This window comes from Vibrio sp. VGrn 2 (genome assembly GCF_009361695.1).
Lineage (GTDB): Bacteria > Pseudomonadota > Gammaproteobacteria > Enterobacterales > Vibrionaceae > Vibrio > Vibrio diabolicus.
This window is the reverse complement of the sequence record NZ_RBWD01000002.1, coordinates 335,632-354,983: the sequence shown is the minus strand read 5'-3', so window position 1 is coordinate 354,983 and position 19,352 is coordinate 335,632. Positions and strand designations below refer to the sequence as shown.

The following is a 19,352-nucleotide window of genomic DNA, read 5'->3' as shown; positions in this document are numbered from 1 at the left end:
GGAAGTTGAATATGATCATCAAACCTAGAATTCGTGGATTTATCTGTACTACAACGCACCCTGTTGGTTGTGAAGCTAACGTAAAAGAACAAATTGCGTACACTAAAGCGCAAGGCCCAATCAAAAACGCACCTAAGCGCGTTCTTGTTGTCGGTGCATCAAGTGGCTACGGTCTATCTTCTCGTATCGCTGCGGCATTTGGTGGCGGTGCATCAACTATCGGTGTTTTCTTCGAAAAAGAAGGTACGGAGAAGAAACCAGGTACGGCAGGCTTCTACAATGCGGCTGCTTTTGAAAAGCTAGCGCGTGAAGAAGGCCTGTACGCAAAAAGCCTAAACGGCGACGCTTTCTCAAATGAAGCGAAACAGAAAACTATCGAACTGATCAAAGAAGATTTAGGTCAGATCGATATGGTGGTTTACTCACTGGCTTCCCCAGTACGTAAAATGCCAGAAACTGGCGAGCTAGTTCGTTCAGCGCTTAAGCCTATAGGTGAAACTTACACATCAACTGCTGTTGATACCAACAAAGATGTGATCATCGAAGCAAGTGTTGAGCCAGCAACAGAAGAAGAAATCAAAGACACAGTAACCGTTATGGGCGGTGAAGACTGGGAACTTTGGATCAATGCACTGTCTGATGCTGGTGTTCTTGCTGAAGGCTGTAAGACAGTCGCGTACAGCTACATTGGTACTGAGCTAACTTGGCCAATCTACTGGGATGGCGCACTAGGTAAAGCGAAAATGGACCTAGATCGTGCGGCGAAAGCGCTAAACGACAAGTTAGCAGCGACAGGCGGCAGTGCAAATGTTGCTGTACTTAAATCTGTTGTAACTCAGGCAAGTTCCGCAATTCCTGTTATGCCACTGTACATTGCAATGGTATTCAAGAAAATGCGCGAAGAAGGCGTACACGAAGGCTGTATGGAACAAATCTACCGTATGTTCAGCCAACGTCTGTACAAAGAAGATGGTAGCGCAGCAGAAGTGGATGAGATGAACCGTCTACGTCTGGATGATTGGGAACTTCGTGACGACATTCAGCAGCACTGTCGTGAACTATGGCCTCAAATTACGACTGAGAACCTAAAAGAACTGACTGACTACGTAGAGTACAAAGAAGAGTTCTTGAAACTATTTGGTTTCGGTGTTGAAGGCGTAGATTACGAAGCGGATGTAAATCCAGCGGTTGAAGCTGATTTTATCCAAATCTAATCGAATGACTGATTAGACAACCGATATACAAAAGGCGCTCATTGAGCGCCTTTTTTGCTTTCATCAGTCAAAGTTATTAACTTAATATTATCAGGATCGTACCGGCTAACGTCATCAGAATATTGGCAATCGCATAGGTACCCGCATAGCCAAGAGCTGGGATGGTGGATTTAGCGTAGTCGTTGACGACATCCATAGCTGGGGCACAAGTTCGGGCACCAATAATGGCACCGAAGAGCAGGGCACGGTTCATCTTGAGTATGTGCGCGCCCACTAAATAGGCCAATACCACAGGCACAACACTAACAATGAATGCTAGACCAATCACTTTTGGACCAACTTGAGTCAAGTGTTCGAACATCTTTCCGCCTGCACTTAGACCTATTCCCACCATAAAGAACATCAAACCCAAATCTTTGACCATATTCAGCGCCCCCTGCGGGACATAGCCGAAAGTAGGGTGATTTGCTCGTAAGAAACCAAGTGTAATACCAGATAACAAAAGACCTACCGCGTTACCCAAGCTGAACGAAACCTGGCCGAATGTCATCGTGATGAGGCCAAACAGAATACCCAAAATAAAGAAGCTGCAAAAAGCGAGTAAATCGGCCATTTGACTGTGGATCGAGATGAAACCGATTTTTTCCGCGAGTCCATGTACTCGGCTTTTCTCGCCGCTCACCTGAAGGACGTCCCCTTTAGCGAGCACAATGTCTAAGTCCATCGGCATTTCTATTTGCGCACGTACCACGCGGTTTAAGAAACAGCCAAACTCAGATAAGTTTAAATCAGATAAACGCTTGCCTGCGATAGCGTCACTTTTTACGACAATTTCTTCTTCAACGATGCGCAAATCAAGCAAGTTACGATCAAATACTTCTTTTCCGTTGCGGAAGCTAGGATCCAAGCGAGCATGGCTATCAGGGAAGCCAACCAGTGCAATTTCATCACCCTCTTGCAAAATGGCATCACCATCTGGATGGGCGAGAATACCGTTACGGCGGATTCGCTCAATGTAACAGCCAGTTTGACGATAAATGCCCAGTTCACGCAAGTTCTTACCGTCAGTCCAGTCAATCAATTCTGGGCCGACTCGGTAAGCACGAATAATCGGTAAGTACACTTTTCTTTGGCTTGAATTTCCAAGGCCACGTTCTTGAGCAATTTGCTGCGCAGAATCAGACAGATTCTGCTTCTGTAGTTTTGGCAACAGCTTCGCGAACATGATCATGCTTATTAGGCCGACCAGATAAGCCATCGCGTAACCCACGGATAGATTTTCTAATACCAAAGAAAAATCCATATTGCGCGGTATAGTCGCAAGGCCAGAGTTAAGAGCATCTTGAGCACCAACTAGCACTGGTGTTGCTGTCAACGCGCCGGCCATCATACCGGCTGATAAGCCAAAGTCGAGGCCGAAATAGTGGCTCAAGCCATACGTTAAGCTGACTGCGGACACGAGAACGGTCATACTTAAAATAAAGTAATGCTTACCATCTCTGAAGAATATGCCAAAAAAGTTTGGTCCAGCTTCAATGCCAACGCAATAGATAAACAGCATAAAGCCAATGGTTAATGCTTCTGCATTGAATGAGAAGCCAAGGTGACCCATTACCAACGAGGTAATTAGAACGCCTATGGAGTTGCCTAGTTGTAATTTGCCAAATCGGATTTTTCCGATGGCAAGGCCAATGGCTAATACGACGAAGATTAGAAGGATAGGGTTTTGCTCAAGAAGGTATACGACGTCTATGTTCACTGTGTGGCTCGGTAAAGTGTGTGCCAAAAAGATTAAGAATTGCGAATTGTAACTAAATATAGCAAAAAGATAAGTGAATTTTTTTAGGTTTTACCATTAGTTGACGTAAGGTAATAACCAACTGAAAAATAATAAAAAAGCCGCATGAAGCGGCTTTCTTAAAAACTGTCTTTATTACTCGTCAAATAGACCTAGGTGCTCTTTCGCGTATGCTTCGAACTCGTCGCAGCCACCGATGTGCTCTTGGTCGATAAAGATTTGAGGAACAGTTTCAACTGGTTTACCAACTGTTTTCTCAAGATCTGCTTTAGAAATACCTTCAGCATGGATATCAACGTAACGGTAGTTGAAGTCGTCACGCTTCGCTTTTAGCGTTTCTGCGTGTTCTTTTGCACGAACACAGAAAGGACATGCAGGGCGACCAAAGATAACAACGAACATAATCTTATTTCTCCTAAATCTATTCTTTTTTGAAAGCGTACAAAACATAGCGGCTGAGTGCGCTCTCTTTTGTTGCAGTAACTATGCCCGATCCAGATACGGAAATAAAGCGGCAATTACCTCTTGGTTCTATAGGTGAAATCTATCGAATAAAAACTAAACGCGCTCCCTTATTCTATGGCTCTAAAGTATGTGAAGTGACGCATAAAAAACATACATTTTAAGGGGTTAATGATGGCAAGGTGGAATTGGTCAATTTTTTTTATTCAAAAACATAGCAATCTAATCTGGCTATACGCAAATGACTTCAACTCTTACATAAGTGTTAAATCAGAGGGCAAGAGGTTATTTGGGTATATTATTTTGGGAGGATGTGTATGTTTCAGTTTATGACTGCAACAAGGATTATATTTGGTGAAGGTGCACTTCAGTCTTCATTATCCGTTATCAACCAATTTGGTTACAGTGTTTTGCTGGTAACCGGGAAGGAAACCCAACGAGCCACGCCCATCATTAACTACCTTAAAGCTCAAAATATGCGTTACCAACACGTAGCAATCAATGGCGAACCTTATATCACAATGGTAGAAGAGACCGCGGTACTCGGTAGAAAATTCCAGCCTGATATGGTGATTGCTATTGGCGGTGGCAGTGTCATCGATATGGGTAAAGCTCTAGCCGCTATTATTCCTAATCAAGGCAATGTTTACGATTACGTCGAAGTGGTAGGAAGAAACGTACCATTGAAGGCAAAACCTCTTCATTTTATTGCAATTCCTACGACAGCAAGCACGGGTTCAGAGGTGACTCGAAATGCGGTGTTGAAGTCTGGACAAGATAAAGTGAAAGTGAGTCTTCGAAGCCCAGATATGCTGGCAGACGTTGCCATTGTGGATCCGACGCTCACTTATGGAACCGATCAATACACATCCGGGCGTGGCGCGATGGATGCGTTCACTCATTTGATGGAAGCGTATGTGTGTGGTGAGCCAAACCCTCTTACAGATATGGTGTGCGAAGAGGGACTTCGTCGTTTAAGCCGTTCAGTGATTGCTGCTTGTAAGCAAGATAATCATAAGGCTCGGTCGGATTTATCGTTCGCTGCGTTGCTCGGTGGCATGGCCATTACTAATGCCAAATTAGGTGCTGCGCATGGGCTTGCGTCGGCGTTAGGAGGTAAGTTAGATGCTCCCCACAGCGTGATCACGGCGCGTCTTGCACCGCATGTGATGCAGGAAAATATTAACGCCGCGAAGCTCGCTGGCAGGAATGATGTGATAAGTCGTTATCGTAAACTTGCCCAATTGGTTACCGATCGTGCGAACGCGAATGAGCACGATGGGGTTCTTTGGGTAAATATGGTGTTAGATAAGTTAGCGTTGCCGTTACTTGGCCAATTCGGAGTATGCCAAACTTCTTTTGAACAAGTGGCGAACGATGCGCTTAAGTCGATGGCGATCAAAGGCAACCCGTTACCCCTTAATCAGGAACGTTTGATATACATATTGCAGCAAGTCTGTGATTGCAGTGGAGAGTGTGTGGCAGAGAGCACACAACACGTGAGCTCTGTAGAAGTGCTTGAATCAAGAACGGACTTATCGAGTGTGAACGACTTGGGTTGATGTATTGATCTAAAGCACATTGAAAAAAAGGGGAGCGTTGAGCTCCCCTTTATTAAACTTTCACTAAACAGCAGGACTTAGTACTGACTTAGCTTGTCATAGCGACTGTCTTTCAACGCATCTTTTACGCGTTTTAGGTTCTCTCGGAAACCTGTACCACGGCGAAGTGTGAAGCCAGTTGCCAGTACATCAATCACCGTCATCTGTACAACTCGACTCGCCATTGGCATATAAACGTCGGTATCTTCAGGAATATCAAGCGTAATAGCGAGTGAACTTGCCTTTTCTAGCGGTGAGTCCTTTGCTGTAATCGCAATGACCGTCGCGCCGTTTTCACGAGCAAGGTTTGCTATTTCGACCTGACTCTTCGTTCGACCTGTGTGAGAAATAAGAACCACAACATCATTATCACTGCAGTTAATACAACTCATGCGCTGCATGACAATGTCTTCAAAACAAGTAATTGGAATGTTAAAGCGAATAAACTTGTTTTGTGCGTCTCGGGCTACAGAAGATGATGCACCAAGGCCAAAGAATGAAATGCGTTTCGCTTGCGTTAGCAAATCGACCGCACGGTTCACTTGCATTGGATCTAAACTGTTTTTCGCGACATCTAAACACGCCATGGTCGATTCGAAAATCTTATGGGTGTACGCGTCTGGGCCATCGTCTTCTTCCACGTTACGGTTAACGTAAGGGGTACCGTTGGCTAGGCTCTGTGCCAAGTGAAGCTTAAAATCTGGAAAGCCCTTGGTGTCCAGACGACGACAGAAGCGGTTTACAGTGGGCTCACTAACATCAGCCATTTTAGCCAACGTTGCAATGCTTGAATGAATTGCAGTTTGTGGAGACGCCATAATTACTTCCGCAACTTTGCGCTCTGACTTACTGAAATTCTCCAGGTTTTTTTGAATTTTTTCTAATGTATTCATAGTGTTCACGAGGGTATAGAGAACAACTCGCTGGCTCTGTTAACGAAAGGAAACACGAAGATTCCAGGGTAGAGTGGGGCGTTAACGAAAACAACCAGCGCCATAGAATCAGTATAAACCTGATCTTCAATCAGTCTAAACCAATAACGGATACTATTTAGTGAGAATTTGACAGGCCTCAAACAAAATGTTGTAAAAACTACAGAATTGGATGTGTAATCGATGTTTTGTTGCGCCAGTCGCACGAGAATGATGTTTGAGTTACATCAAAACGAAAAAAAATTTCAAATTGATGTAACTCTTTCGGGCCATTAAGACGATTGGATATCAGTGACCACCTGCTGAATTCTTTCCATCAAATTTGGTGCTTGCTTGGCGATTTCACGCTGTTCATCAAGCACCGAACTCAAAATCTCTTTGGTCGTCAGCGGATTAGCCAAAACCACTCGGAACACAATCGTGTTCACGCGCTGCCATTGGTCTGGGTTCAGTCTTGTACGTGAAACAAACGATTTGCCCGTTTCGCGCTGACGCTTTTGAATAAACTGTGTTAATTCATTAATCAGTTCATTCAGTTGTTCTTTTTGTGAACCTTCCGCTTTTGCTAATGCCTCACGGATGAATGGCGGCAAGTAGCGGTACGTGAGGAGACAAAGCTCTGGTTCAGAAACCAATTCGAAATCATCTTGCTGCTTGATTAAATCTGCAAAGTAGCGAGCTTTTTCAATGCTTTGGTCTATCAGCAGCTCATAGCCAGGGCGGCTGATGATGTGCATTGCGGCATAGACTAACATTGCCATGCCCGAACGAGAGCCTTCTAATGTATGGCTGCCTAGGTCTTTTGAGCCTTTACGCAAGATATATTGAGCGTGATGCTCTATGGATTTCATTGCGTCAGGATCTTTGAACAGAACCATACCAGCGCCCATCGGGATGTAGAGTTGCTTGTGCGCATCAATGGTTACTGAGTCTGCCATTTCCACACCGTTAAGAAGGTGACGGTGGTGATTAGACATAAGTGTTGCGCCACCCCATGCGGCATCCACATGGAAATGACAACCGTGAGCTTGGCAGACTTCTGCGATTTCAGGTAGCGGGTCGACATTACCTGTCTCTGTTGTACCAGCTACACCAATAACAGCAATAGGCTTGATGTTTTGTTTCTCTAGTTCAACAATTTTCGCTTTAAGGTCGTCGACAATAATACGGTTGTTGGCATCCGTTTTAACCGCAACCAAGCCTTCTTGACCTAAACCTAGTACATCGGCTGCTTTCTTAAGGGAGTAGTGACCACGCTCAGACACCAATACCGCTAAGCCATCGTAGCCATAATGCTTCATGGCTTTAAATAGGCCTTCTTTCTCAACGCCTTTAAATGAACCATTGGCTCTTAACGCCTTGTTACGTGCTACCCAAAGTGCAGTGATATTGGCAATGGTACCGCCGGAGCAAAATGCGCCCAATGAGTGGTTTGCGCTATGCATCCACTGATCGTAAAACGTATCGCTCTGACCATAGATCAAGCGATGTAGCATGCCCAAAACTTGACGTTCAAGCGGGGTAAAGGCTTTAGAAGTCTCTATCTTTACCAGGTTTTGGTTTAAGGCGATCATGATCTTTGACAGTGGCATCAAGAAATAAGGCAGCGCCGATGTCATATGACCAATGAAGCTTGGTGAAGAAGTGTGAACGGAGTGCGACACCAAAGTGTCGAGTAAGTGTTCTGTATGATCTGACACGAACTCTGGTTGCTCAGGAATCTGAGCAGAAGAAAAGTCTTTTTCGATTTCGCGTAAAGGCTTTTCTTCTGCCACGATGTGTTCACGAAGAAATTGATTTAGGTTTCGCGAGAGGCTCTCGTCAATTTTGGTTAACGTTGAGTCAGGACCTTCTGGGACAGTGAAGATCTTTAGCAAGCTCTCAAAGCTAACGTCAGCGGTTTTTTGTTCCTTAACCATAGCAAAGAATCTTTGTAGTTATTTTGGTAATGCGAGCGGCACAATCTAAACTAAAACGGGCGCAAAGTCCCGTTTTAATTATTGAAACCCATGTTGCTGAAATGAAAATTTTAGGTGAGGATTACAATCTTCGCATTAAAAAATCGTTGATTTTAATGTGTTAAAACACTCGGTGTTTTCGAGCATCCCCAACGATTAATTAATCACACTTCTGCTTTTCAATCTTCTCTATTGACTGATTGTACTTATTAAGCGCGGTATCAATTTGTTGTGGATGGCTAAGCAGGTCGGCGAATGCTGAACGAAGCTCGTAGTTTTTTGGGTGGTTAGTCGATTGACGGTCACTAAACGTTTGTTTTGCGACTTCACCTAGCTTATCACTTCGGCTTGCTAGCTGCTTAACGTCGTGTTGTTCTAATTTTAGCCATGCTTCGATTGGCTGTTCTGTTGCAACACGGCTAGGATCGTTCTCTAGAAAGTAGTGAACTGCTTCACGGTTTAATTCAAAGTGATGTTTACGGCCGTCCAAGAACCACTGGCTAACTTCTTTTAGATCTGGATACTGGGTAACCGTCAAATCAACAAGATCTTGATACCACTGTAGTGAGGCATCAACATAGCCGTCGTATTTGCTGGCAAGACATTGTTGATCTGCGGCAAACGTAAAAGTTGAGCTTGTAGCGAGGAGCGCTGCAACGACAAAGCGTTTCATTCTTCTTCCTTCTGGTTGTTATCCCTTTATTAACGCAAGGCACATAAGTTGATGTTTCACCCTTCTTTCTCTTTAGTCGTGATAAATCATTGGGCTAATTGACAAAAGGAAAGCGGATTATTGCCAAAATCTTGATCACTTTGACGTTAACTGGGTATTTGAATTTTTGCCGTATTGTAATGGATGTTAAAGCGAAAACCTGAGATCTAGCTAGCAAGTGATACAAAGAAAAGCATCATAACTGGTACCAGTAAACTCAAAATAAACCCACTAACGATGGCGACTGGGACACAACGCACACCACCTGTAGTCTGAATGACAGGTAGGGTAAAGTCCATCGCTGTTGCCCCTGCATAACCAATTGCTGTGCACGGATAGCTGCGAATAAAGAGAGGAATGGCTACCAGCGCGACCAGCTCTCTCATCAATTCGATCAGGAAAGATGCTCCCCCAAACACGGGGCCAAAAGCGTCTCCCATCAAAATTCCTGCGAGTGAATACCAGCCAAAGCCTGAAGCCATCGCGAGGGCTTGATAGAGAGGAAGGTCCAAAAGTATCGCTGCAATAACGCCACCAAGCATACATGTTGCGATCACAACTGCCGCAATGGCCATACCCTGTTTATTTAATAGAATTTGGCGAAGAGTAAGACCACTGTTGCGAAGCTGAATACCAATAAAAAATAGGAGCAGGAAGAGTATCCATTCGCTCGCTGTATCCACCCAACTTAAATCGATGGGTAACAGCAGACCAACTACTAGCCCGCCACCAACGACAACAATCAGCTTTACTGATTCTAAAGCCATCGAGGATAGTGGCAGCTTCTTTTGATTCTGATTGGTCTGGAGAGGAATAATCCTATCGATAATAGGCAGCGCCAACAGATTACAGATACTTAAACATAAAAAGAAAGTACTCGCATAGAGGAGAATACTCTGTAAGTTGCTACTTAAGTTATCGAGCGCTGCTAGGCTAAGTCCCATCAACGACAAAATGACGTAAATAAGGTAGGACGTTGATTGATTGATCTTCTCCAGTAACGAGGCTCGAGATATAGGAATTAGATACCCCACAACAAGTGGAGCGAAAATAAATAGCATCCCTGAGAACATAAAGCTCTATGATTCCTTTTTTGAGATAATACCAACACACATAAATCAAATTATTTATCGGTTGAAATTAGAGAGATATTTCACCAAATACCAAACGCTGCTCAGCCTTGAGCGAATCGTTTATCGCGAATTAGGTGTGAGAAAACGATAAATTACAAGCCGCTAGCACTTAGCACTGCACGTATTTGGTCATTGAAGTCAGTATCACTCATATTGCTGAGTTCATACAAGACCTCTGCACCTGTTAAGTTGAATTCAACTTCGTGTTCATCAATGCGTTCATCATGATTGCGGAACATCAATAGGTGATGCGCGATTCTTGCAATGTCTAAATAACTCACTTCCGGTCGCGTTTGCTCGTACTTCTCGTTTGAGGAGACCTCTCTAAAGTCATTGTCAAATCCCCAGCGCTCGAGCACCAGTTTGCTTGTTGCTGAACAACGAGTTTGGAAGATTTGCAACGCAATTTCAGGATCTAGGTAATTGCCTCTATCTAAGTACAGGTGGTACTCGTTAATTAGACAAAACAAACCGATATCGGCTAGCAGACCAACCAGCAATGCTTTTTCTTGCTCCAAGTGCCCGTAAGTACCTGGCTCGTGTTTACGAAACGCTTGAACCAATATCACCATGACGGCACCGAGTTCTCGGGATACCGCTGCACTTTTCACCAAGATAGCATTACATTCTTTGGTTAAATTTACTGAATGTTTAAGTTGTTCAATCGCTTGTGCGGTAACAATATCACGCACGCGCAGTATACCAAGGCGAGATACCGCGGTGGTTAAGTCGTTGCAGGTAATGTTTCTACGATTGAAAATTACAGAGTTTGCTACTCGTAGAACGACCGCCGCCAAGCCGGGATCTTCTAACAAACAGTTAGCAACATCTGAAATAGTGGTGTGTTCTTCGACACATAACTGCTGAATTTTAAGCACGACATCAGGAATAGGGGGTAATGAAATCTTACCCGTTGAGATGGACTGTTCTACCAGCTGAGCAAACTCGGATTCCAGTGCGTTTATAAGCTTATCTTTATTATTTGGCAGCCAAAAAAATGATAAATGTTCCATTGTGACGCTGTACTTGAGATCTTTCGTACAGTGTACCCTTACAGCGTATTCTTTATCAATTAAATGCGTATCACGTGCTCGTAATTGCCAGCGAGATCATAATGATGGCGTGTTTTGGGCATGCCGTGCGTCAAAAAAATATCACCACATGAATAATAAGTGTGAAACTAATCACGTATGCTGAATATATACTTTTTTATATGTGACCTATGTCCTAACTTATTTTTCAACGTTAAGTATGATTAAGCAAGTTGGTGAGCACAACTCACAAAAATATCGCCAACAAATCGACATTTTTAATTCGCTATAAGCTGCTGTTTATCTGGTGACATCGCTAATCGGGGTAATTTATTCAGATTAAAGAGGTCAATGGACATGACAGACCAAGCTTTTTTTAAATATGTACGCAACTTTAGTGAGTATCAAAAACGTTCTATGTTCGGTGGTATCGGTTTATTCACCGATGATGCTATGTTTGCGCTTGTCAGCAATGATTGCTGCTACTTACGTGGTGGTAATGGATTGGACGAAGTGTTTACTCAACTGAATTGCGAAAAATATAAGCACGTCAAAAAACAGACGACGGCAACCGTAAATTATTATGATGTAACAGATTTGTTTGAATCCGGATATGCAGGACTCGATGAACTGGTACAAAAATCAATTGAATACTCAATTAAGGAACGAAAATATCAAAAGTCTTCTGCCAGTAGACGTTTGAGAGATCTGCCAAATATGCAGTTAACTCTTGAGCGAATGGTCAAGAAAGCAGGTGTTGATGACGTAGAAACCTTTTTAGAACTTGGACCTGTAAAAGTCTTCAACAAAGTTAAAGTGGCTTATGGCAATGACGTTGATGTTAAGTTGCTTTGGAAATTCGCTGGTGCAACTGACGGCGTTCATTGGAAACTGATTCAAGAGCCGCGTAAAAAGCAGTTACTGGCGCTGTGTGAGTAAGCAAGCTGAACGCACGATGATTGACTCGTTTTGATGGAGTTAGCGGGTCGTAAAGGCAAGTGTTGAAAGCGGAAAAAGGACATTGAAGTTTTTGACCACTTCATTGAGTTAGTCATTAGATTAGACAAAAAGCCGAGGCATGGGCCTCGGCTTTTGTTTTTTAATTTGCTCTTTTCTTAAAGCACAAATCTTAAAACTTAAAACGCGTGGTGAACATTACCTGATCACCATAAAAGTCGTTGATACGCGCTTCAGCACCTAGAGAGAAAAGCTCAGTTGAGTGGAAACGAGCGTATGCTGCACCGGTCCAGTCGTCATCGTTATCAATAGATACGTAGCCGACTTTGCCGCCTACTTCTAATTGAGGACCTAACCATTGACGAACACCTAAGTTCAGTTCCATACCTACGTCAGTGCTGCTATCGCTTGAAGGTTGTACAACGCGCATTAGCATTTCACCTGTCAGGTCAGCCCAGTTGTTTAGTGGCGAATGAAAGCCAAAACCAGCGGCTGAGTCAAAATCACTTTCAAACTCAGAGTCGATACGAGCAATAACATGTGCGTTAGGGTGAATTGATTTGCTGAATCCAGCACCAAATGTCACAGGACTTGCGCCAATACGTGCTTCGAAATAGTCGTAGCTAAAGTTGCTCATAGTTGCTGGCGCATTGCGGTCGTTTGCGGCTAGGGCATGGCTTGATGCCACTAGTAAGGCAGCGGCTAATAGTGTTTTACGCATAACTAACGATAAACCTTGTTCATTATTTCCATGGATTCAAGTAACCACTTGAACCGTAATCTGATTTGTCCGACATCATAATAAAAAGGAAGGTCCACGACCAACAAAAATGTGTCGATGTTTTGTCAATTAACTTAATAGTTAGTTGGTTTAAGCAAAAACTACGCCATATACATAACGTCTAAGAGCATCAATCGGATAAATAGTGATGCTTTTCCATACTCGCGCTATTGCGCGAAATAACGTGGAGCAGCTGGCTTTGGTGACATTCAAGCTAGAGCCACGCATATTACTCCCCGAAGCTTGCTCTGCGTTCAGCCATGGCATTGAGGATCGCCTCAGAATCAAGGACTTGAGTCCAAGATAGTAAGTTATCATCATTTGCAATCATAAAAGCAGTAAGCTGAGACACGATTGCTTTTCTCAATTCTTCACCTCTCCATGGTTTGGCAATGTAATAGTCCAGACTTGCGTTATTGACGGCCTCAACGGTGTCTTCTAAGCCGGCTTGTCCTGTAAGTAAGACTTTGCGGGCCGCTTTTGTGTCACCATTTTGACTGAGTTCGATTAAGAAGCTAATCCCAGTTTGCTCCGGCATAATGTGGTCGCATAAAATGAGCGCAAGCTGAACTTCCTCTTCCGCCATCTCCTCGATCACTTGCCTTGCTTCAGTGACTGATTCCGCTCCCTCGACAATAAAATGTTCCTCAAAGGGAGCGAGATCCTGGAGCACGCTATCCAAGACTTCTCGTTCGTCATCGACACATAAAATTAAATACTTGGTCATATTTCATCTCCTTTTTCGATGACTGGTAACCAGACTGTCATTCGTGTGAACTTGTCGAGCTCTGATTCGACGTCAATCCATCCCTTATGTGCTGTCACGATTTGCTGGCAGATGGACAGCCCAATGCCTAAACCAAAGTTGCCTTCTTTTTTCGTCGTGAAGTTGAGCTCGAAAATGGCATCTCTTTGCGATTCAGGAATGCCACACCCATTATCTTCAAACGAGATAACGGCGTAATGTGTATGATCTTTTTCTGCAAGACGTGTTTGTATTTTTAAAACGCCTTTTTCCGGAAATGCATCAATGGCGTTAGAGACCAAATTCGTCCATACCTGTTGGAGTGCGATTGGTTGACAAAGGATAGGAGGTAAATCCGCATAATCAGTGGAAACCTGATGCATTTTTAGTTTGTTTTCGAAGATCACCAAGGTATCTTCAATACCTTCATGAATATCAGCATAGTGCTGGGTCTCATCATCTGAGCGTGCGTAACCTTTAAGGCTTTTCACCATATCTGCAATTCGCGCAGCACAGACGTTAATCGAGCGAAGAGTGGAACCTGCTTTGTGGTATTGCTCAAGAGTATCGAGAACATGAGAAGACACTTGCTGTTTTTTCGTTAGTTGAGTGAGTAACTCGTGATCTGACTCTAGCCCAAGGTTCACCACTTTCTTAGCCAGTGTTCGGTCTGGAAGGGCATGATTAAGTGCTTTAACGCGTGATCTGAGCTCTGCGGTTGAAGCGGGTTTTGCGGTTTGAGCTTTGCTCAGTAACTCAATGCCTTTGATTTGTATATCGGAACTGGGTACTTCGTTAAGTAATCGTGCAAGCGTATGCGTTAAATTCTCTACGCCCCTCAATATCGCTGCTATCGGATTATTTAGTTCATGCGCCACGCCCGCAACCAACTGGCCGAGCATCGCCATTTTTTCTCTTTCAATGAGTTGCTGGTGGGCAGACTCCAGCGATTCGAGCGTTTTTTGAAGTTGCAGCTTGGTGTTGATGCTTCTTTGTAATCGGCGGTTGAAGTGGCGTAAAAGCAAGTTTGTAAAAAGAGGCAGCAAGTTTGAGTCGCTTTGCATCACTTTATTGAATACGTTGCGATCGAGTTTGATGACCTCTGTCTTTGTCAGCGTTAGGGCTGTCGAGAAAGAACATTCCCCAGTAACAAACGACATGCCTCCGACAATATTACCTTTGTTATGGCGTACAACCTCTCGCTGCATGCCTTGCTCATCGCGCTTGTACAGAGCCACTTCACCATCGGTGATAAACCACAAGAAGCTATTTGGCTCGCCTTCTACGGTTAATAAGTGTTCAGTTGAATAGGTGCGGCACGCTCTTGTTTCGTCATTATCTTTGAAAAATTGCTGGAGAGCGGAGATCACTTGCTCGGCTAACTCAGCATCAGACATCGAGTGGTAGTCGTGTAAAAAGCCCGCTTGATAATGGCTCATCTGATTATTGATGTGCGCTCGCAACAAGCTGTGATGATCCAATATCTGACTGTAACTTAGCAGATCTTCTTTGCCATTTCGCAATATAAATTGGGTCAGCTCTTTTTGCACTGTGTTAAATAAGACGTGATCTGGCAAAGGTTTAGTGAGGCAGTGGTCGAGCCTGCCTTCATTAACAGCAGTGAGAATTGCCTCTATATCAGACGAGCAGCTAATAAGAATCTTTCTTGCTTGCTCGGTATGCGGCCTTCGGTCTAGGCCAATAAGAAAATCCACGCCGTTAAAATGAGCGTGATGGCTCGCTATAACTAAAGCAACAGTCTGTTCTCTTTCTTCTAGATACTCTAAAGCGCTTTGAGCCTCTTCTATCGATTCGACAGAAAAAATATCAAACTTACTTGAGAAGGCAGACAGCTCCAATCGAAACTGTTCAGCACTGATTGGGTTGTTGTCGAGACACAACACAGCATAACGATTCACAGATGTTTTAGCTCCGGTTAAAACTTCGCCACGCAAACTTTAACAATAAAAGGACATGATGAGTGGGAGCCAAGTATGATTCCTGATTAATGGACTAGAATAAGCATCAATAGTCTGATTTGTCTCAATGTTTTCTCCGCAGAAGGTTTGGGGTAGACTGACCGAAAATACCTAATAAGTGACGTTATGCAAAATCTTAAAAAAATCGGCGCCATTGGTGGTGCTATCTCATTAGCGCTGTGTTGGCCATTGGCTGTCGGACAAATTGGTCAGTCCATCATTGAAGATGGTATTACCAATATGAATGATGAAATGATTAAAGGCGAAGTGGTCGAGTATCAACGTGGCTATTTGTCTTCAGTCGTGCTGACTCGTTATTCAGTTGTTGATCCTGAGCTTAAAACGCAGCTAGAGCGTGATGGTATGCCAACGACGTTTGACGTAACCAGTGATGTTAGCCACGGTCTAACAAGCCTAACAGCAGATTCAAAATTGGTGGACAATGACTTTTTGCCTCTCACGATGCATAGTCAGACTCAACTAAATGGCAATACGGCATTTATCCTCGACCTAGACAGTTGGCATTATCGTAACGAAGCGCAAGGTGTTTCTGTTTCTACAAGCCCTGCAAAAGTGACAGGGGATGTGACGGTATTGGGTGATCTCAATTACCAAGTTTCTGTTCCTTCTGTTCAAGTGGATTTTGAAAACGGTGAAGAGCTTCATCTGAATGCATTGACAGGGCAGGGTAAAGGTAAGCAAGCAAAAGGCTATTGGCTGGGTGAGCAATCTTTTTCTCTAGAGAAGCTGGATGTGGTTGATTCGAACTTAACGCCTGTCTTTTTGATTGAGAATGCAAGTTACCGCGGCAACACTACGATGAATGAGTCTGGTGATAAGCTGAACAGTCAGCTGAACCTAGATGCTAAGAAACTGCGTTTAACTGATGGTACGGATGTCGATAACTTTAAGTTGGATTTCTCAATTGCAGATGTGGATAGCCAGTCATTTGACCAAATTATGTCTATCTATCAAAGCTCTCCAATGTTAGACGAGCAGGAAATTGCGAGCTTATTGCCGCATGTTGACACGCTGTTTAGCAAAGGCTTTGATTTATCAGTGAATGAGCTTTCACTTGCGTTTGGTGACGGTAAGTTCCATAACGAGTGGCAATTATCCATTCCTGAAGGTACTGACCACATTACTCAAGACCCAATGAAGTTGATGACGGCGACTACTGGTGAGCTCAGCACTTACTTCTCTGACGAATTAGTGACGCACTACCCATTTATTCAAGAAGGAATTGATGAGCTGCTCATCATGGAGCTGATCGAGAAAGTTGAGGGCGGTTATCAACTCAAAGCAGAAATCGGTGAAGGCAAATTGAAGTTCGAAAATGGACATGAGTTCCCATTGGTGGCACTACTTATGCCTGCCTTGATGCAACAACAGTAGCCAAGTATTGTTGCGGAATTAATCCAATTTAACGCTTAGTCTTTAAAAAGAGGTCGTAAGACCTCTTTTCTTGTTTTTATCGCTGCGAAAACGTGATATTAATTTCGTAATATTTACATAGCAGGAGCAATGAGCATCATGGAACAAAATACGGACAACGTATTTAACTTCAGTGCAGGGCCAGCAGGTCTGCCTAGAGCAGTTATGCAGCAAGCACAACAGGAACTAATCGATTGGCAAGGCCTTGGTACTTCGGTCATGGAAATCAGCCATCGAAGCAAAGAGTTCATCAAAGTTGCAGAAGAAGCCGAGCAGGATTTACGTGATCTTCTGAATATTCCGGACAACTATAAAGTGCTGTTCTGCCAAGGTGGTGCTCGTGCTCAGTTTGCTGCTGTTCCTCTAAACTTACTTGGTGATGCCGAGACGGCAACTTACATCGACGGCGGTTATTGGGCTGAAAGTGCGGTAGCTGAAGCGAAGAAATACTGCGAGCCAGACGTATTTGATGCAAAAACAGAAATCGACGGAAAAGTAGCCGTTCTACCTGCAAACGAATGGAAAATTGCTCCAGAAGCGGCTTACGTGCATTTCTGTCCAAATGAAACCATTGACGGTATCGAGATTAACGATCTTCCTGTCACCGACAAACCAATCGTTGCTGACATGTCTTCGACGATTCTTTCTCGTGAGATTGATGTATCGAAATACGGTGTGATTTATGCGGGCGCTCAGAAAAACATTGGTCCTTCAGGCATTGCTATCGCTATCGTGCGCGACGACTTGTTAGGTATGGCGAAGCAGGTACTGCCAAGTATCTTGGATTACACTGTTCTGGCTGAGAAAGAATCAATGTTCAACACGCCACCAACCTTTGCATGGTACCTGTCTGGTCTCGTTTTCAAATGGTTAAAGGCGCAGGGTGGGGTAAAAGCGATCGAGCAAGTGAACCGCGCTAAAGCCGCACTACTGTATGATTACATCGATCAGTCTGATTTCTACCGTAATGGCGTGCACTCAGCAAACCGTTCTTTGATGAATGTGCCATTCCAACTTGCGAAACCTGAACTGGATGCGACGTTCCTTGAACTAGCAGATGCCAAAGGGCTGAAATCACTGAAAGGGCACCGAGCCGTTGGTGGTATGCGAGCTTCCATTTATAACGCCATGCCGCTAGAAGGTGTACAAGCGTTAATCGATTTTATGCAAGAGTTTGAGAAAAACTACGCATAAAATCAAATTCACTGTTATTCATGAAAGCGTCGCAATTGCGGCGCTTTTGTTTATCTCAACTCACATCACTCCAGGAAGGTAAAATGACCAAGGCGAATATTGAAGCGCTGATCAAGCAGTTCCCACTCTTGGCGCCACTTATCGATCTTAAGGAGGTCTGCTGGTTTAACCCAAACATAACCTCTTTAGCAGAAGGTTTGCCCTATGCGGGGCTAGATGAGAAAGATATTCAAGCTGCGAGTGAACGGCTAGCACGATTTGCGCCTTATTTGATGAAAGCGTTTCCCGAAACGGAAGCTTCGCATGGCATCATTGAGTCTTCTGTGGTGGATGTTCCCAAAATGAAAGTGCGTTTGGAGCAGCAATACGACACGCCAATATTGGGTCGTTTAATGCTCAAAAAAGACAGTCATCTGCCAATTTCTGGTTCTATCAAAGCGAGAGGTGGCATTTATGAAGTGCTCACCCATGCCGAAAAGTTGGCGTTTGAAGCTGGCTTACTCTGCGAAACCGATGATTACAGCAAATTGTTCAGCAATGAGTTTCGGCAGTTTTTTAAGCAGTACAGTATTGCTGTTGGGTCAACGGGTAACCTCGGTATGTCCATTGGCATCATGAGTGCAAAGCTTGGTTTTTCAGTCTCGGTTCACATGTCTTCTGATGCGCGGGAGTGGAAGAAAAATAAGCTCCGATCACATGGCGTCAAAGTGGTGGAGTACCAGCAAGACTATGGTGTTGCCGTTGAGCAAGGTCGTAAAGAAGCTGAGCAAGACCCTAACTGCTTCTTTATTGATGATGAAAACTCGCAGACGTTGTTTCTAGGTTACTCTGTTGCGGGTGAGCGTCTAAAGCAGCAGTTTGATGACTTGGGAATCGTGGTTGATGAGCATCATCCGCTCTTTGTTTATCTACCCTGTGGTGTTGGCGGTGGGCCTGGTGGCGTGGCATTTGGTTTGAAAGTCGCGTTTAGTGATCATGTTCATTGTATTTTCGCAGAGCCAACGCACTCTCCGTGCATGTTGTTGGGCGTGCATACGGGCTTGCATGACGAGATTGCGGTACAAGATTTGGATATCGACAACATGACCGCTGCTGATGGATTAGCAGTAGGGCGTGCGTCGGGATTTGTCGGTAGAGCGATGGAAAGGCTAATTGATGGCTTTTACACCATTGATGATGCTCGTATGTATCACCACTTGGGTGAGTTAAGTGAACTAGAAGGCATTAACCTAGAGCCTTCTGCATTAGCTGGTATGGTTGGGGTAGTGCATGTCTCGAATAATCATGCTTATCAGTCTCGAATGCAATTTGACGAAGAAAAACTCAGAAACGCCACGCATCTTGTTTGGGCAACAGGTGGAGGCATGGTTCCGGAAGATGAAATGGCGGCTTATCTCAAAAAATCAGGTCGGTAAATCAGC

16 protein-coding genes are annotated in these 19,352 nt (G+C 44.1%); 6 read left to right on the top strand and 10 right to left on the bottom strand.

Annotated features, from left to right (window positions below):
• Nucleotides 1-11: 11 nt before the first annotated feature.
• Nucleotides 12-1,214, top strand: coding sequence for an enoyl-ACP reductase FabV (fabV, locus tag D8S93_RS05480; RefSeq protein ID WP_006742624.1), 1,203 nt, complete (start codon nucleotides 12-14; stop codon nucleotides 1,212-1,214).
• A 76-nt stretch (nucleotides 1,215-1,290) separates the two neighbouring features.
• Here the strand turns inward: fabV and D8S93_RS05475 are convergent, their stop codons facing one another.
• Nucleotides 1,291-2,973, bottom strand: coding sequence for an aspartate:alanine antiporter (locus D8S93_RS05475; RefSeq protein WP_006742623.1), 1,683 nt, complete (start codon nucleotides 2,971-2,973; stop codon nucleotides 1,291-1,293).
• 174 nt (nucleotides 2,974-3,147) lie between these two features.
• A complete protein-coding gene (locus D8S93_RS05470) occupies nucleotides 3,148-3,414 on the bottom strand; it encodes a GrxA family glutaredoxin (RefSeq protein WP_005378026.1) in 267 nt (88 codons plus the stop codon).
• 377 nt (nucleotides 3,415-3,791) lie between these two features.
• Between D8S93_RS05470 and D8S93_RS05460 the strand changes: the two genes are divergently transcribed.
• The gene (locus D8S93_RS05460; protein WP_152812352.1) at nucleotides 3,792-5,036 is read left to right on the top strand and encodes an iron-containing alcohol dehydrogenase; all 1,245 of its coding nucleotides are present in this window, start codon (nucleotides 3,792-3,794) and stop codon (nucleotides 5,034-5,036) included.
• Between the two features lie 77 nt (nucleotides 5,037-5,113).
• Here the strand turns inward: D8S93_RS05460 and D8S93_RS05455 are convergent, their stop codons facing one another.
• The 5 genes from D8S93_RS05455 to D8S93_RS05435 form a co-directional block, all read right to left on the bottom strand.
• A complete protein-coding gene (locus tag D8S93_RS05455) occupies nucleotides 5,114-5,968 on the bottom strand; it encodes a MurR/RpiR family transcriptional regulator (RefSeq protein ID WP_005378021.1) in 855 nt (284 codons plus the stop codon).
• A 311-nt stretch (nucleotides 5,969-6,279) separates the two neighbouring features.
• Nucleotides 6,280-7,926 carry a pyridoxal-dependent aspartate 1-decarboxylase PanP gene (gene panP, locus D8S93_RS05450; protein ID WP_152812350.1) on the bottom strand — a complete coding sequence of 549 codons (1,647 nt, stop codon included), beginning with the start codon at nucleotides 7,924-7,926 and terminating at the stop codon, nucleotides 6,280-6,282.
• Between the two features lie 199 nt (nucleotides 7,927-8,125).
• Nucleotides 8,126-8,638: a hypothetical protein gene (locus tag D8S93_RS05445; protein ID WP_012841922.1), complete on the bottom strand. Its 513-nt coding sequence runs from the start codon at nucleotides 8,636-8,638 to the stop codon at nucleotides 8,126-8,128.
• 206 nt (nucleotides 8,639-8,844) lie between these two features.
• Nucleotides 8,845-9,750, bottom strand: coding sequence for a lysine exporter LysO family protein (locus D8S93_RS05440; RefSeq protein ID WP_152812348.1), 906 nt, complete (start codon nucleotides 9,748-9,750; stop codon nucleotides 8,845-8,847).
• A 152-nt stretch (nucleotides 9,751-9,902) separates the two neighbouring features.
• On the bottom strand, nucleotides 9,903-10,823 hold the full coding sequence (locus D8S93_RS05435; RefSeq protein WP_005393212.1) for an HDOD domain-containing protein: 921 nt from the start codon (nucleotides 10,821-10,823) through the stop codon (nucleotides 9,903-9,905).
• Between the two features lie 369 nt (nucleotides 10,824-11,192).
• On the opposite strand from D8S93_RS05435, the gene D8S93_RS05430 reads away from it, so the two are divergent.
• Nucleotides 11,193-11,780 carry a TfoX/Sxy family DNA transformation protein gene (locus tag D8S93_RS05430; protein ID WP_005393210.1) on the top strand — a complete coding sequence of 196 codons (588 nt, stop codon included), beginning with the start codon at nucleotides 11,193-11,195 and terminating at the stop codon, nucleotides 11,778-11,780.
• A gap of 190 nt (nucleotides 11,781-11,970) precedes the next feature.
• Here D8S93_RS05430 and D8S93_RS05425 read toward each other — a convergent pair whose 3' ends face one another.
• From D8S93_RS05425 to D8S93_RS05415, 3 genes are all read right to left on the bottom strand, one after another.
• Entirely contained in the window at nucleotides 11,971-12,519 is a 549-nt protein-coding gene (locus tag D8S93_RS05425) for a hypothetical protein (RefSeq protein WP_005393208.1), read from the bottom strand.
• A 289-nt stretch (nucleotides 12,520-12,808) separates the two neighbouring features.
• On the bottom strand, nucleotides 12,809-13,306 hold the full coding sequence (locus tag D8S93_RS05420; RefSeq protein ID WP_012841921.1) for a response regulator: 498 nt from the start codon (nucleotides 13,304-13,306) through the stop codon (nucleotides 12,809-12,811).
• The gene (locus D8S93_RS05415; protein ID WP_301610895.1) at nucleotides 13,303-15,243 is read right to left on the bottom strand and encodes an ATP-binding protein; all 1,941 of its coding nucleotides are present in this window, start codon (nucleotides 15,241-15,243) and stop codon (nucleotides 13,303-13,305) included. The genes D8S93_RS05420 and D8S93_RS05415 overlap by 4 nt, the downstream gene beginning before the upstream one ends.
• Before the next feature lie 186 nt (nucleotides 15,244-15,429).
• On the opposite strand from D8S93_RS05415, the gene D8S93_RS05410 reads away from it, so the two are divergent.
• From D8S93_RS05410 to D8S93_RS05400, 3 genes are all read left to right on the top strand, one after another.
• Entirely contained in the window at nucleotides 15,430-16,698 is a 1,269-nt protein-coding gene (locus tag D8S93_RS05410; protein ID WP_085343138.1) for a DUF945 family protein, read from the top strand.
• A 138-nt stretch (nucleotides 16,699-16,836) separates the two neighbouring features.
• Entirely contained in the window at nucleotides 16,837-17,931 is a 1,095-nt protein-coding gene (gene serC, locus D8S93_RS05405; protein WP_193621580.1) for a 3-phosphoserine/phosphohydroxythreonine transaminase, read from the top strand.
• A gap of 83 nt (nucleotides 17,932-18,014) precedes the next feature.
• Nucleotides 18,015-19,346, top strand: a complete 1,332-nt coding sequence (locus D8S93_RS05400) for a D-serine ammonia-lyase (RefSeq protein ID WP_152812341.1) — start codon at nucleotides 18,015-18,017, stop codon at nucleotides 19,344-19,346.
• Nucleotides 19,347-19,352 lie beyond the last annotated feature (6 nt).

Bases quoted from the DNA above. Each gene is read 5' to 3' on its own strand.
- fabV (WP_006742624.1), top strand. From the start codon at position 12: ATGATCATCAAACCTAGAATTCGTGGATTTATCTGTACTACAACGCAC.
- D8S93_RS05470 (WP_005378026.1), bottom strand. From the start codon at position 3,414: ATGTTCGTTGTTATCTTTGGTCGCCCTGCATGTCCTTTCTGTGTTCGT.
- D8S93_RS05460 (WP_152812352.1), top strand. From the start codon at position 3,792: ATGTTTCAGTTTATGACTGCAACAAGGATTATATTTGGTGAAGGTGCA.
- D8S93_RS05455 (WP_005378021.1), bottom strand. From the start codon at position 5,968: ATGAATACATTAGAAAAAATTCAAAAAAACCTGGAGAATTTCAGTAAG.
- panP (WP_152812350.1), bottom strand. From the start codon at position 7,926: ATGGTTAAGGAACAAAAAACCGCTGACGTTAGCTTTGAGAGCTTGCTA.
- D8S93_RS05445 (WP_012841922.1), bottom strand. From the start codon at position 8,638: ATGAAACGCTTTGTCGTTGCAGCGCTCCTCGCTACAAGCTCAACTTTT.
- D8S93_RS05440 (WP_152812348.1), bottom strand. From the start codon at position 9,750: ATGTTCTCAGGGATGCTATTTATTTTCGCTCCACTTGTTGTGGGGTAT.
- D8S93_RS05435 (WP_005393212.1), bottom strand. From the start codon at position 10,823: ATGGAACATTTATCATTTTTTTGGCTGCCAAATAATAAAGATAAGCTT.
- D8S93_RS05430 (WP_005393210.1), top strand. From the start codon at position 11,193: ATGGACATGACAGACCAAGCTTTTTTTAAATATGTACGCAACTTTAGT.
- D8S93_RS05425 (WP_005393208.1), bottom strand. From the start codon at position 12,519: ATGCGTAAAACACTATTAGCCGCTGCCTTACTAGTGGCATCAAGCCAT.
- D8S93_RS05420 (WP_012841921.1), bottom strand. From the start codon at position 13,306: ATGACCAAGTATTTAATTTTATGTGTCGATGACGAACGAGAAGTCTTG.
- D8S93_RS05410 (WP_085343138.1), top strand. From the start codon at position 15,430: ATGCAAAATCTTAAAAAAATCGGCGCCATTGGTGGTGCTATCTCATTA.
- serC (WP_193621580.1), top strand. From the start codon at position 16,837: ATGGAACAAAATACGGACAACGTATTTAACTTCAGTGCAGGGCCAGCA.
- D8S93_RS05400 (WP_152812341.1), top strand. From the start codon at position 18,015: ATGACCAAGGCGAATATTGAAGCGCTGATCAAGCAGTTCCCACTCTTG.